At 30.3% G+C, this 13,767-nt stretch carries 14 protein-coding genes; 2 read left to right on the top strand and 12 right to left on the bottom strand.

Annotation, left to right across the window (positions count from 1 at the left end):
* Window positions 1–4 precede the first annotated feature (4 nt).
* Window positions 5–1,450 carry a T9SS type A sorting domain-containing protein gene (locus tag H0I29_RS04545; RefSeq protein ID WP_218754567.1) on the top strand — a complete coding sequence of 482 codons (1,446 nt, stop codon included), beginning with the start codon at window positions 5–7 and terminating at the stop codon, window positions 1,448–1,450.
* A 91-nt stretch (window positions 1,451–1,541) separates the two neighbouring features.
* Here the strand turns inward: H0I29_RS04545 and H0I29_RS04550 are convergent, their stop codons facing one another.
* From H0I29_RS04550 to rplU, 12 genes are all read right to left on the bottom strand, one after another.
* Window positions 1,542–2,318, bottom strand: a complete 777-nt coding sequence (locus tag H0I29_RS04550; protein WP_218754568.1) for an enoyl-CoA hydratase/isomerase family protein — start codon at window positions 2,316–2,318, stop codon at window positions 1,542–1,544.
* Between the two features lie 49 nt (window positions 2,319–2,367).
* Entirely contained in the window at window positions 2,368–3,777 is a 1,410-nt protein-coding gene (locus tag H0I29_RS04555; RefSeq protein WP_218755191.1) for a PAS domain-containing sensor histidine kinase, read from the bottom strand.
* 50 nt (window positions 3,778–3,827) lie between these two features.
* Window positions 3,828–4,292: a hypothetical protein gene (locus tag H0I29_RS04560; RefSeq protein WP_218731685.1), complete on the bottom strand. Its 465-nt coding sequence runs from the start codon at window positions 4,290–4,292 to the stop codon at window positions 3,828–3,830.
* Window positions 4,293–4,335: 43 nt separating this feature from the next.
* The gene (locus H0I29_RS04565) at window positions 4,336–5,439 is read right to left on the bottom strand and encodes an NTP transferase domain-containing protein (protein ID WP_218754569.1); all 1,104 of its coding nucleotides are present in this window, start codon (window positions 5,437–5,439) and stop codon (window positions 4,336–4,338) included.
* Window positions 5,440–5,574: 135 nt separating this feature from the next.
* Window positions 5,575–6,051, bottom strand: coding sequence for a cyclic pyranopterin monophosphate synthase MoaC (gene moaC, locus H0I29_RS04570; protein WP_218754570.1), 477 nt, complete (start codon window positions 6,049–6,051; stop codon window positions 5,575–5,577).
* On the bottom strand, window positions 6,051–7,295 hold the full coding sequence (locus tag H0I29_RS04575) for a molybdopterin molybdotransferase MoeA (protein WP_218754571.1): 1,245 nt from the start codon (window positions 7,293–7,295) through the stop codon (window positions 6,051–6,053). The genes moaC and H0I29_RS04575 overlap by 1 nt, the downstream gene beginning before the upstream one ends.
* 209 nt (window positions 7,296–7,504) lie before the next feature.
* Entirely contained in the window at window positions 7,505–8,497 is a 993-nt protein-coding gene (moaA, locus tag H0I29_RS04580; RefSeq protein WP_218754572.1) for a GTP 3',8-cyclase MoaA, read from the bottom strand.
* Complete coding sequence (locus H0I29_RS04585) at window positions 8,498–8,911, bottom strand: DUF6691 family protein (protein WP_165731796.1); 414 nt, start codon at window positions 8,909–8,911, stop codon at window positions 8,498–8,500.
* A gap of 89 nt (window positions 8,912–9,000) precedes the next feature.
* Window positions 9,001–9,558, bottom strand: a complete 558-nt coding sequence (locus H0I29_RS04590; RefSeq protein WP_218754573.1) for a YeeE/YedE family protein — start codon at window positions 9,556–9,558, stop codon at window positions 9,001–9,003.
* A gap of 2 nt (window positions 9,559–9,560) precedes the next feature.
* Entirely contained in the window at window positions 9,561–10,793 is a 1,233-nt protein-coding gene (locus tag H0I29_RS04595) for a 3-deoxy-D-manno-octulosonic acid transferase (RefSeq protein WP_218754574.1), read from the bottom strand.
* A 467-nt stretch (window positions 10,794–11,260) separates the two neighbouring features.
* Entirely contained in the window at window positions 11,261–11,521 is a 261-nt protein-coding gene (gene rpmA / locus H0I29_RS04600; protein WP_036782547.1) for a 50S ribosomal protein L27, read from the bottom strand.
* Between the two features lie 40 nt (window positions 11,522–11,561).
* Complete coding sequence (rplU, locus tag H0I29_RS04605) at window positions 11,562–12,185, bottom strand: 50S ribosomal protein L21 (protein ID WP_218754575.1); 624 nt, start codon at window positions 12,183–12,185, stop codon at window positions 11,562–11,564.
* 266 nt (window positions 12,186–12,451) lie between these two features.
* Here rplU and H0I29_RS04610 point away from each other — a divergent pair, with 266 nt between their 5' ends.
* The gene (locus H0I29_RS04610) at window positions 12,452–13,762 is read left to right on the top strand and encodes a pitrilysin family protein (RefSeq protein ID WP_218754576.1); all 1,311 of its coding nucleotides are present in this window, start codon (window positions 12,452–12,454) and stop codon (window positions 13,760–13,762) included.
* Window positions 13,763–13,767 lie beyond the last annotated feature (5 nt).

Genomic DNA, 13,767 nt, shown 5'->3' on the forward strand with positions numbered 1-13,767 from the left:
AATTATGAAAAAACAATTACTCTTATTTACTGCTCTTATCAGCGCAATTGCGTTAAACGCACAAATTACACTTGTAAAAGAAATTAATAATAACGGAGCTTCTAGCTCTAGTCCTGCATATCTTACTGTTTTAGATGGAAAAATATTTTTTTCTGCAGATGATTCTAACGGTTCTAATACTCCCGGTGGAGAAGATTTAGGAAAAGAACTTTGGATAACAGATGGTACAACAGACGGTACAAATTTTCTAAAAGATATTAAACCAGGTTCTGATAGTGGAAATCCATTTGCTTACTTCATCTTTAATAATAAACTTTACTTTACAGCAAATGACGGTAGTGCTGAACTTTGGACATCAGACGGAACAGAAACTGGTACAACAAAAGCAGATATTATGCCAACTATTACAGGAGAAGCACCTCAACGTTTTACAGAACTAAACGGAATGGCTTATTTTACTGTTGGAGGACAACCAGGTAATACAAGTGCAGAAACAGCAAATAAATTAGTGCAATGGGATGGAGAAAACGACGCTGTACAAGTTGCTGATGTAGGAGATGGTTTCGAATCTATTTTTGCTGAAATGGTTGCTTATAAAGATGCGCTTTATATCTATATGAATTATTCTACACAAGATGCATCTTATGGTAACGAACTTTATAAATATTCACCAACTACAGATACCTTTACATTAGTTAAAGATATAGATGCAGGAACTGGAGATTCTAGTATTAGTAATTTTACAATAGTTAATGACATTTTATATTTTGAAGCAGACAATGCTCTTTGGCAAACAGACGGTACAGAAACTGGTACAATAACTGTAGCAGCTGCTACAAACTTAGCAGGAATAGCAGATCTATTTGCATGGAATGATCAATTATTTTTTGCTGGTGATGATGGTACTAATGATGATCAACTTTATGTTTTAAACCCAACAACAAATACTATAAAAAACATCAGTAATATTTCTGGTAAAAACCATGATCCTTCCAATTATGCTGCTTATAATGGGTATTTATATTACAGTGGTGAAGATGCTACAAGTACCAACCAATATTTATTTAGAACGAATGGAACTTCTATTGAACAACTAGACAATACTATTAAAGATATTGATGAAATTACTGTATTAAACGATATCTTATATTTTGAAGGTGACAATGGAGATACTGGGAACGAACTTTACAGCCTAAACCCTACTACGTTAGCTACAGAGAGTGTAACTGCAGAAATAATTAAAGTATTTCCTAACCCAGCATCAGAATATATTATGGTACCACAAAGTCTTTTAAAATCTGCATATGTTATTTATGACATTTCAGGAAAAAGCGTAAGTGAAGGTATTATTTCTTCTGAAAAAATTGACTTAGACTTAAACAGTGGTTTATACATATTACAAGTACAAACAAACTTAAACACCATCTCTAAAAAAATAATTGTAAAATAAATCAATTTACAACTAGAAAAAAAGCCTCATAGTCTTGCGATTATGAGGTTTTTATTTGACCAAAATTGGAGTTACTATTTTATTTTAACCGCTACTTAAAATTTGGTTTTCTTTTATTTAAAAATGCATCAGTACCTTCTATAAAATCATCTGTTCCAAAACATTCTCCAAATTCATCTACTTCAACATCAAAACCATTAACACCATCTTCAAAACCTGCATTAACTGCTCTAATAGCAGCGCTTATTGCTTCCGAAGAATTTCTTATAATCTTACTTGCTATTTTCTCGGCTAATGACAATAACTCCTCTGGAGGAGTAACGTGGTTTACCAAGCCATATTCTTTTGCCTCTTCAGCAAATATCATACCAGCGGTCATAATCATTTCCATCGCCTTTCCTTTACCAACCAATTGCGGCAAACGTTGTGTACCTCCATAACCTGGAATAACCCCTAAAGAAACTTCTGGTAAGCCCATTTTTGCATTATCAGATGCTATTCTAAAATGACAAGACATTGCCAACTCTAATCCACCGCCTAAAGCAAAACCATTTACGGCTGCAATAACAGGTGTAGACAAATTTTCTACATAATCGAATAAAGTATCGTGCCCTAATTTAGATAATCTGGTTCCTTCATCTACAGAAAAATCTGCAAATTCAGAGATATCTGCTCCTGCAACAAAAGCTTTCTCTCCGCTACCCGTTAAAATAATTACCCTAATATTAGCATCATCTTCTAATTCTTCAAAAGCTTCATTCAGTTCTATAATTGTAGCCTTATTAAGAGCATTTAATTTTTTGGGTCTGTTGATAGTAATTTTAGCCAAACTATCTTTTTTCTCAATTAAAATATTCTCGAATTTCATTTTTTATAAATTTAGTTACCTATCCTTCACATTCAAGGCAATGATTATATTAACTTTTTGGTAATACCACAGTAAACACAGTACCTAATCCTTCTTTAGAAGTAAAAGAAATGGTTCCTTTATAAGCTTCAATAATATTTCTTATCATACCTAAACCTAATCCCATTCCACTTGATTTTGTAGTAAATTTAGGTTCAAAAATTAAGTCTTTTAGGTCGTCAGAGATTCCCTTTCCATTATCAGAAACTGTAATTTTTATATTTATATCTTCAGAAAAAACTTTTACTTCAATTAAAGGGTTTTCCTCAACATTTACCGCCTGAATTGCATTTTTAACTAAGTTTGTAATCACTCTAATTAATTGAGTTTTATCTAAATTAGCATGCAGTTCTTTTTCTTGCGGATAGTATTTAATATAACGCTCCGAAAAAATATCTAGAGCAAACTTTACAACACTAATTACATCTAATTGTTCTTTCTTTTGAGTTGGCATTTTAGCAAAATCGGAAAAAGCAGATGCTATAGAACTCATAACATCTATCTGCTGAATTAAAGTCTGGCTAAATTCTTTTAACTTCTCTTTTGCTTTTTCGTCTGTAGGATCAAACCTTCTCTCAAAACTTTGCACTGTTAATCGCATTGGAGTCAAAGGATTTTTAATTTCGTGCGCTACTTGTTTTGCCATTTCACGCCACGCCTGTTCTCGCTCACTTTTAGCTAATTTAGCAGCACTTTCTCCCAATTCATCAATCATATGATTGTATGCTTCCACCAAAATTTCTATTTCTGAACTTGCCTTATCTAAAATAATCTTTTCATTCCGTTTATTAAGACGTGTCTGCTGCATTTTATCAGAAATCGATTTAATAGATCTTGTAATATAACTTGATAAGAAATATGCTATTGCAATTGCAATTAGAAACATTAATATATAAACCACACCCAATCGCAACATAAACTCTCTCAATTCGTGTTCTATCTCAGAATTATCTTGTGTAAACTGTAGCTCAATAATACCAATTCTTTTAAATTTTGGATCGTGAATAAAAGAAAATGAAGATTGAAAACCTGTTCCGTTTTCAACACTTGTTTTTAATATTTTATGATTAGAATTTTGCGATAATTCTTTTAAAACATTTATCGGAAGCGGTTTTATATCTACCTTTTCAAAAGCATTTGCCGTAGAAGATTTTAGTAAATTCCCCTTTAAGTCGTAAAACGAGATATTTAACTTATTAATAGATGATATTTCAAAAATACGTTCTTGAAATATTTTAGCTAAATTTTCAGTATTTACCGGGTAGGTTGTTTTGTTTTTAAGCTCTAATTCTATAATTTCTTTGGTAGTAGCTTCTTTACGTTCAAAACGCTGAATATTGTAGTCTTTTGTCTGTTCATCATATTGATAAATAGTAACCACCAAGATTAATACAGATGCCAATAACACCAATAGAATCATTGATAAAAAGATACGTATTCTTAAGGATATTTTTTTAAAACTCACCAAATCTAATCTAATTTAATTCTCTTTGTCTTCATGGTTAACAGGTCATCAAAGTTTCCATCCTCATCCCAATCATACTTACTTGTCCCTATAAAACCTTCTGTAGTTCTTTCTATAAAGTAGCTTACTTTCTTATCTTTTCCTCCATAGTTAAAAGCTACTTTTAAAGAATCTCCAACTACATCCCATTCTCCAATAGCTTTAGATATTTGCTCTCCTTTTGTGTTTTTAAACCAAGCAGAAAAGGTACCATCATTATTATATTGAGATTGTGCTACTAATTCTGGATTATCATCAAATTTGTCTTCGTAAACTTGCAAAGAATCTGTATTATTAACCGTATACATTTCTATTTTTAGGTAAGTGGTTTCCCAATTATCTACCATAAATTCTTTTGTAGAAAGTTCCGGTTTACAACTAGCAAAAAGTATTCCGAAAAGAAGAATAAAAAAATAAGATTTTGTTTTCATAATAAAAGTGAGATTACATAAATTTAAACATTCTAATTTACAACTAATTTAGCTCTTTTTTAGCTTCATTAAACTCTTCTGGAGTATTTATATTTCTAATATAATCATCATCAATTTCAACAATTTCTACATCAGAATTAATTAACATTTTACGCGGACAAGAATATCCTTGCGCTAAATATTGTAATAAAATAGCGTATGCTTTCGGCTCATAAATAGTAATTAAAGGTTCCGGAAAATCTTTACCTTTCCCCTTAATTGCAGTTGCTGCCTTACTCGGATTTCTGTATTTTAAAACTAACTGAATAATTTCTTCATTTACAAAAGGAACATCTGTTGCCAACACAAACCAAGCTGCATTTGGGTCTTTTTGAAACGCAGAACAAATCCCTCCAAAAGGACCTAAATTGATAAATTTATCTGAAATTTCATCTTTTTTTTCTGATGAATTCTGAACAGAATAAAAGGTTTCTAACTTATTATTTTCTAACAATTCTTTTACCACTTTTTTCTGTGGTTTTCCAAAATAATCGAGTTCAGATTTATCCGTTCCCATTCTTGTACTTTTACCACCAACCAAAACCAAACCTTTTACAGGAGCAATTTTTTCTAGAATTAAATTATGAATATGATTAGAAATCGCATCGATTTCATTAATAGTATAACAAGTGATATTTTTTATCTGCGGATATTTCTCTTCTAAAAAGTTAAAATATTCAGTTTCTGATCTCAACTTAACTATAAACTGAATACGATCTAACTGATCTAATCTTTTTAAAACAGAAGCTTCTTTTGCTTCATCTAAAATTAAAATTTGTTTTGCTCCTTGATAATGATTTCCGTTGATAAAAACATAATCAAACTTAGCAAAATCTAATCGCTGCTGAAATTTATTGATATTCCCAGATGTGGTTATTTGCAAATTTCCTTCGTGATGAAACACATATTCTGACAAGTTATTTTTCACGACTTCCTTAGCATGAGAAGCATCAAAATAAGCCAATTTATAATCTGATAAATTTTGAGAGACTTTATGAACTAAATCTGAAATAACCCCACAATTTGTGCCCAAAATTGCAATTTCATTCGGAGCAAAATTATCGTTATCTCTTCTTTCTAAATTGGTATGTTTACTGTGTTTTTTCATATTATTATTCTATTGTTTCTAAAACAATTGTCATTTCGAAATGAGCCTTTTTAAGCGATTGAGAAATCTCACCATGTAGAATTCCAAAATTTTGTAACTTTATGTGATTTCTCCTAAGATCGGAATGATAGAAAGTTATTTATTATTAATATCAGATTTTCCTCCAGTTTTTTTCAACAGCTTCACTTCTTTAATCACCATTTCTTGACTAATACTTTTACACATATCATAAATGGTTAAACAAGTAATATTTGCGCCTGTTAAAGCCTCCATTTCTACTCCTGTTTTCCCTGTAATAGTAACTTCACAAAAAACTTCTATATTTTCTGAATCTATAATATTGATATCAACATCCACACCGTTAATCAACAACGGATGACACATTGGTATTAATTCTGAGGTCTTTTTTACACCTTGAATTCCAGCAATAATTGCCGTTTGAAAAACTGGTCCTTTTTTAGTTAATAACTCATCATTTGTAAAATGAGCAATTACTTCTTCTCCTAAAAACATGGTTGCTTTTGCAATTGCCGTTCTTTTGGTAATTTTCTTATCAGAAACATTTACCATTTTAGGGTTATTTTTTTCGTTTAAATGACTAAAATCGCTCATTATCTATATCTTATTATCGGAAAAACCTCTCCTTTTTTAAATTCAGTTTTATCATTTGGTAACTGAATAAAAGCATCTGTTTTCACCAAACTTGCTAAATCTCCAGAACCATTTCCTTTAATTGGAGTTGCAATTAAATGTCCAAACCTTGAACTTAATTTTACTTGTAAAAAGTACGTTAAGTTAGGTTTAAATGAAACATCAGCATTTAAAATTGCCGTTTCTTCTTCCAATTTTATGCCTACAGATTTATAATACCAAGGGTAAAAATAGGCTAAGCAATTTACAAAAGTAGAAATTGGATTCCCAGGAAATCCGAACACAATTGTGTTCTTTTTGTATTTATCATTTGTATGATTATCAGAATTTAAATCATTTTCTTTAAGAAAAGATCTTCTTCCAAACCAGAATGGCTTCCCAGGTCTTTGTGTAACTTTATGAAACAATTTCTCTACCCCTAATTCATCAAAAACTTCTGGTAAAAAATCATACTTCCCTTTACTTACGGCGCCACTAAAAAGTAACACATCATATTCTTGCAAGTAGCTTTCTATTTTCGATTTTAAAATTGGCTTATCATCCGTAATATGTGCTGTTTCCGACGGAATACTTAAACGTTCTAACAAAGACACTAACGTAAATACGTTGCTTCTTCTAATTTGATGTTCTAACGGAATTTCAGCTACACCAACCAATTCATCACCCGTAGAAACAATCATTACTTTAGGTTGTTTTGCAACTTTTACTGTTGATTTACCAACCGTTGCTAAAACACCAATTTCTGCAGCAGAAATTATTTTATTTTCTTCAATTAAGACATCTCCTTTTTGTCCATCTTTTCCTCTCGGATGAACATTTTGAGCATCGTTAATTACATCAATATTTATGGTTGCAATTTCATCTATTATCGTTACATCTTCATATCTAATAACTGTGTTTGTATTGTTAGGCAAAACAGCTCCAGTCATAACTTCAATACAGTTTTCAGGATTTTTAAGCGAGATCTGTTCACTTCCCGCAGCTTGAATTCCTTCTATTTTAAAATCTCTTTGTCCATTTTTAAATGCAGGATAATCAATTGCAATTCCATCCATAGAAACTCTATTAAATGGCGGAAAATCTCTATCTGCAAGAATCTCTTCTTTTAGAATTCTACATACAGATTTTATAAACGGAACTTCTTCAATTCCAAATTCTTGACTTGAATTTAAAACGGTTTTTAAAGCTTTTTCTACTGAAATCATTATTCGTTTAATTAAGCAATTTATTAATTTGATATATTAATGCAATGAAACTTGCAATAATAATTCGAACATTTCTAATATAAATATTAAACTCTATATAGTTTTTTGACTTTTTATATTCTAAATAATCACTTTTAATATTTACACAACTGTATATTCCATAGACAATGAAAGCAAAAATAAAAATATCAAAACTGTCCATATTTTTTTTATCCTCCAATAGTACTCATACTCTCTGAAGCTCCACCATCTTTTCTATTTGCTTCTGCTATAAATCCATTTTCTGGCTTTTCTTTTACAAGACCTAAAAACAATTCTTTTAAATCGTCATTAGAAGCGCCTTTTCTAATAAAATCTCTTAAATTAAAAACACCATCATCAAACAAACAGTTTTTAAATGTACCAGTACTTGTAATTCTAATTCTATTACAATCGTTACAAATAGTTCTTGTAAAGGCGGGAATAATTCCGAAAGTTCCTAAATGATTGTCTACTTTATAATTTCTAGAAGTTGATGATTTTTCTGACTGAACTTCGGTAACATTAAACTCCGTTTTTACTTCATTTAAAATCTTATTGAAAGTCCAATTTTCTTTCATATCACGCTGTCCTTTTCCGTTAAAAGGCATTTCTTCAATAAAACGAACCGCAACATTTTTATCTTTTGTCAATCGTACAAAGTCTACAATTTCATCGGTATTAAAACCAGATTGCACTACTACGTTTAGCTTTAAATCTAAACTACTTTTCTCTAGTAATTCAAAGGTTTTATAAACCTCAGGAAAAACATCTCTTCTTGTAATTTTCGCAAACTTTTCTCGATCTAAACTATCAATACTTAAATTGATTTTTTTTACTTTTTCTAATTGTTCAATCTTAGAAATATGATGAGAAATTAACGCACCGTTTGTAGTAATATTAATTTCATCTAATAAATCATTAAAAGACAACATCTCTAAAAACCTAACAAAATCTTTACGTACAAAAGGTTCTCCACCGGTTAAACGGACTTTATTTACCCCTAATTCGGTTAATACACGAATTAAACGATACATTTCTTTAAAGGTAAGTAATTCTTGTCTCGGAACAATATCTATACCATGCGCAGGCATACAATATTGGCAACGCAAATTACAACGATCTGTAACTGCTAGTCGCACATATTCCATTTGTCTACCAAAACCGTCTACTAATTTGCTCATTTAATTTGGTAGTTTTTTACTTAAAACGCCATAAAGCAACGTTCCTAAAAGCGATCCGAACAATAAAATTAAAGCCGGAATTAATTCGAAACCAAGAATTACAAAAATTGGAGCTGCACAAGCACCAGAAATACCCCAACCTAAACCAAAAAAAGTTCCTCCTAAAAGGGTTCTTACAAAACCTTTTTCTTTCGGTTTTGGTATTATTTTATTTCCGTGAATGTCTTTTATTTTTCCACTTTTAAAAAGCTGCATAAAAATCATAGAAATTACAACTGCTCCTCCAATTATTCCAAACATATGAAAAGATTGAAACTTAAACATTTCGTAAAATCGATACCAACTAATTGCTTGCGTTTTGCTTAAAACGATTGCGAAAAAGATTCCTAATATTAAAAATTTGATATTTTTCATTGAATTATATTTTTAAATTTCCAACGAACTTGTTGACTATATTCGAAGTGAAAATTTTTAATTATTTTTTTATTTAATGCCAAACCTTGCTAAAATAAAATTGGAATTATAAACCACGTAGCAATAATACCACCAATAAAAAAACCAACTACCGCCAATAAAGAAGGCAACTCTAAATTACTTAAACCTGTAATTGCGTGACCAGAAGTACAACCACCAGCATAACGGGTTCCGAAACCAATTAAAACTCCAGAAATAATTAAAATTAAAAACCCTTTTAAAGAAAAGACAACATCTTCACTAAAAATTTCATCAGGAAAATATTCGCTTCCAACATTAGAAAAACCTAAATCTGTTAATTCTTGCACTGTCTTTGGGTTTAAATCTATTGCTTGATTTGGCGTTAGAAAATTTGCAGAAATAAAGCCGCCAATTATTAAACCAACTACAAACATCAATGCAAAATCTCTGTCTTTCCAATCTTTCTTAAAATAATCCGACACTTTATCTGCACCTGCAATGGTACACAATGTTTCAAAATTTGTTGATGCTCCAAAATTTTTACCAAAGTGAAAATATAAGAGTAATGATATTGCTATTAAAGGGCCACCAACATACCAAGCCCAAGGTTGTAATATAAAATCCATTATTAAATCTTCTCTTTTAAATAATTCATAATTAATTTTGTTGCTCCAAGATTATCTTCAATATATCTCTTATTAATGACTCCTGTTAACTTTCTAAAGTTTTCATCCTTTTTTAGACTGATAAGATTAGATGTAAATTCTTCTTGATTTGCAATTGAAATACAGCCACCAATTTTTACCAAATCTACGGCTTCTTTAAATTTGTCGTAATTATTACCAATCACAACAGGAATCCCAAAAGTTGCTGGTTCTAAAATATTATGTAACCCTGTTTTTAAACCTCCACCAACATAAGCCAAATCTGCTGCGGCATAAATCTTAGTTAAAATACCAATCGTATCAATAATAAAAACTTGGTATTCAGCGAGGTTTTTATCCGCTTTAGTGGAAAATAAAACTGTTTTTTTGTTGATGGAATTCTGTAATTCTAAAATTGCATCATGTTTAATATTATGTGGAGCAATAATAAACTTCTCATCTTCTGTAGCATTATTATTTATGTAATTTACCAACAACGCTTCATCTTCTTGCCAAGTACTTCCAGCAACAATTGTATAATTATTGTCTTTAAACTGATTGATAAAACCTAACAAATTATCTTGTTCTAATATTTTAGAAACTCTATCAAAACGAGTATCACCAGCAATGGTAACGTTTTTAAAGTTGATAGATTCTAGTAAATTTTTAGAATTTTCATCTTGTACAAAAAAGTGATGAAAAGCTTCTAAAGATTTTCTCATAAAACCTCCGTAACTCTTAAAGAACAATTGTTTTTCCCTTAAAATACCTGAAACTAAAATTGTAGGAATTTCTTTTGATTTTAATTCATTTAAAATATTTGGCCAAAATTCATATTTTACAAAAACGGCAAATTTAGGATTTACAGTTTCTACAAATTTTCTTGCTTTTGCTTTAGAATCTAAAGGTAAATAACAAATAACATCTGCTAAATTATAATCTTTTCTAATTTCATATCCCGAAGGAGAAAAAAATGTGACTAAAATTTTATATGATGGGTATTCTTTTTTAATTGCTTCTATAATTGGCCTTGCTTGTTCAAACTCGCCTAAAGAAGCTGCATGAAACCAAATAACTTCTGAATTCTTTAAGGCTAATATTTTAGAAAATGTTTGATTTCTACCAGATACAAAAAGTTTTATTTTTTTATTAAATAAAGCAATTATTGGCAGTAACAGAGCTGCTATAAAAACGACAAAGTTGTATAAAAATTTCATAGCCGTAAAAATACGAAATAGTAACAACTAAGCTTCTACATAATTAACTAGATAAAAAAAAAGCTACCCTAAGAGTAGCTTATTTTTATTTATGAAAAATAACTATTATTAATAACATTCATATTCCCCCGAAAAAAATGTTACAAGTAAATTAAATTTCATGTTAAATATACAACTATAAAATGACTAGCAGTTGTAAACACCCAAAAAACAGCTATAATAATCTAAAAAACACGTATTTACCCCCATCCCCTACTACAACAACTTGCTTTTATTCTTATTATGAAATTTATTTAATAAGCTCAATCTATACTCATTTATCACCTGAATTACCTTTATTAAAACATAAAACGATTTATTTTAGTAATCTAAAAAGCAATTAATTTACTCGTAATAATTTCTAAAAACAGAAACGCTCAAACATTTTCATGTTTGAGCGTTTCTAATAATTTTAAAACTTAAATAGACTAAGCTTCAAATGGAGTAATAGATACATAAGATCTGTTATCCTTTTTCTTACGGAATTCTACAACACCGTCAACTTTTGCATGTAAAGTATGATCTTTACCCATGTAAACGTTTTCTCCCGGATTGTGAGTTGTTCCTCTTTGACGAACAATAATATTTCCTGCAATTGCAGCTTGTCCTCCAAATATTTTTACTCCTAGTCGTTTCGATTCTGATTCTCTACCATTCTTCGAACTACCTACACCTTTTTTATGTGCCATGTTATTGAGTTTTTATAGGTTAAAGTTAAATTTTTAGGAATTATTTTTCAATACCTCCGTCTAATCTATCTTGTAATTCTTTTAATTCATCCCACTTACCTTCTGCAGCTAAACCAGCTTGTTTAGGCCAAGTAGTTGTTACTAAATGAGATAATCTAGAACTAGCTTCAGTTAAGATTTCACTCAATTTTGTTGGATCTGCTTTTGCTACTTTTGCAAAAGTATCTAGACCTGCATTTACTAAAGCTTCTGCTGCTTTAGGTCCTGCACCTTCAATTTTCTTTAAGTCGTCTGCTTTTGCAGATTTCTTTGAAGCAGCTTTAGTTGCCTTAGGAGCAGCTTTTGTGCTACCAGAAACAGCAATAGATTCAATAAGAATCTCGCTTAAAAATTGTCTGTGTCCGTTTTTCTTAATGTAACCTTTTCTTCTTTTCTTCTTGAAAACGATTACTTTATCACCTTTTAAGTGACTTAAAATTTGAGCTGTTACTGAAGCTCCTTCTATAGCTGGGGCGCCAATAGTTACATTTCCTTTTTCATCAAGTAAAAGAACGTTATCAAAAGTAACTTTTGATCCTACTTCTCCTTGTAAACGGTGAACGTATACTTTTTGGTCTTTTGCAACTTTAAACTGCTGCCCTGCCATCTCTACGATTGCGTACATACTATTTGTTTTGCGTTTATTACTAATTATTTGTGCACAATCCTAATGAAAATGCGGGTGCAAATATACATCTTTTTTAATACTCTACAATATCTTTTAATAAAAAATAATCACATCAAAATCAAGTAAATAAAACCTTATTCACTAAGAATTCTATAATTAAATTTTTATTTTTGGTAGATCTATAAAATGTTTGAATAAATACTGTAACATATTTAAGGTGCCAGCGTCAAACAAATATCAATTAATAACTTAAAAATTAATACATGAAGAAAAGTATTTTATCTCTTACTTCTGCTTTTTTTATCGCATTTTCTATAAATGCACAACAAGTAGAATTTGAAGAGTATGACTTAAATAACGGAATGCACGTTATTTTACATCAAGACAAATCTGCACCCGTAGTTACAACTGCAGTAATGTACCATGTTGGTGCAAAAGACGAACAACCAGACAGAACTGGTATGGCTCACTTTTTTGAACATTTGTTATTTGAAGGAACAGAAAATATTGATAAAGGAGAATGGTTTAAAATAGTTGCGGCAAATGGTGGAAAAAATAATGCCAATACAACTGATGATAGAACTTATTATTATGAAATATTTCCTTCTAACAATCTAGAATTAGGTTTATGGATGGAATCTGAGCGTTTATTACATCCTATTATTGGTCAAGATGGTGTAGACACTCAAAACGAAGTTGTAAAAGAAGAAAAAAGATTAAGAGTAGATAACCAACCTTATTCTCGTTTTTTAGAATATGTAAAAAAAGAAATCTTTAAAAAGCATCCATATAAAGGAACAACAATTGGAGAAATGCAACACTTAGATGATGCTACTTTAGAAGATTTTTTAGCATTTAATAAAAAATTCTATGTACCAAACAACGCTACTTTAGTTGTTGCAGGAGACATTGACGTTGCAAATGCAAAAAGTTTAATTGAAGCTTATTTTGGACCAATTCCTCGTGGAGCAGATATTGAAAGAACTGTAATAGAAGAAGAACCTATTACTGCACCAATAGCAGCAAAAGGTTACGACCCTAACATTCAAATTCCAGCGATTATGACAGCGTACAGAACGCCGTCTATGAAAACAAAAGATTCTAGAGTATTAGATATGATTTCTTCTTATTTAAGTACAGGAAAAAGTTCTGTGTTATATAAAAAGTTAGTAGATACTAAAAAAATGGCATTACAAGCTGGTGCTATTAACTTAAGTCAAGAAGATTACGGAACGTATATTATTTTTGGATTACCACAAGGTGACACTAAATTAGCAGACATAGTTACAGAAATTGATGAAGAAATTGTAACGTTACAAACAGAATTAATTTCAGAAAAAACATACCAAAAACTTCAAAATCAATTCGAAAATCAATTTGTAAACGCTAACTCTAGTGTAGAGGGAATTGCAAACTCTTTGGCACGATACAATGTATTATACGGAGATACAAATTTAATTAATACAGAAATCGAAATTTATCGTTCTATTACTCGTGAAGATATTAGAGAAGTTGCTAAAAAATATCTAAACCCAAATCAAAGAGTAACTTTAGAATATTTACCTAAAAAATAATTAAC

The organism is Polaribacter sp. R2A056_3_33 (genome assembly GCF_019278485.1).
GTDB lineage: Bacteria > Bacteroidota > Bacteroidia > Flavobacteriales > Flavobacteriaceae > Polaribacter.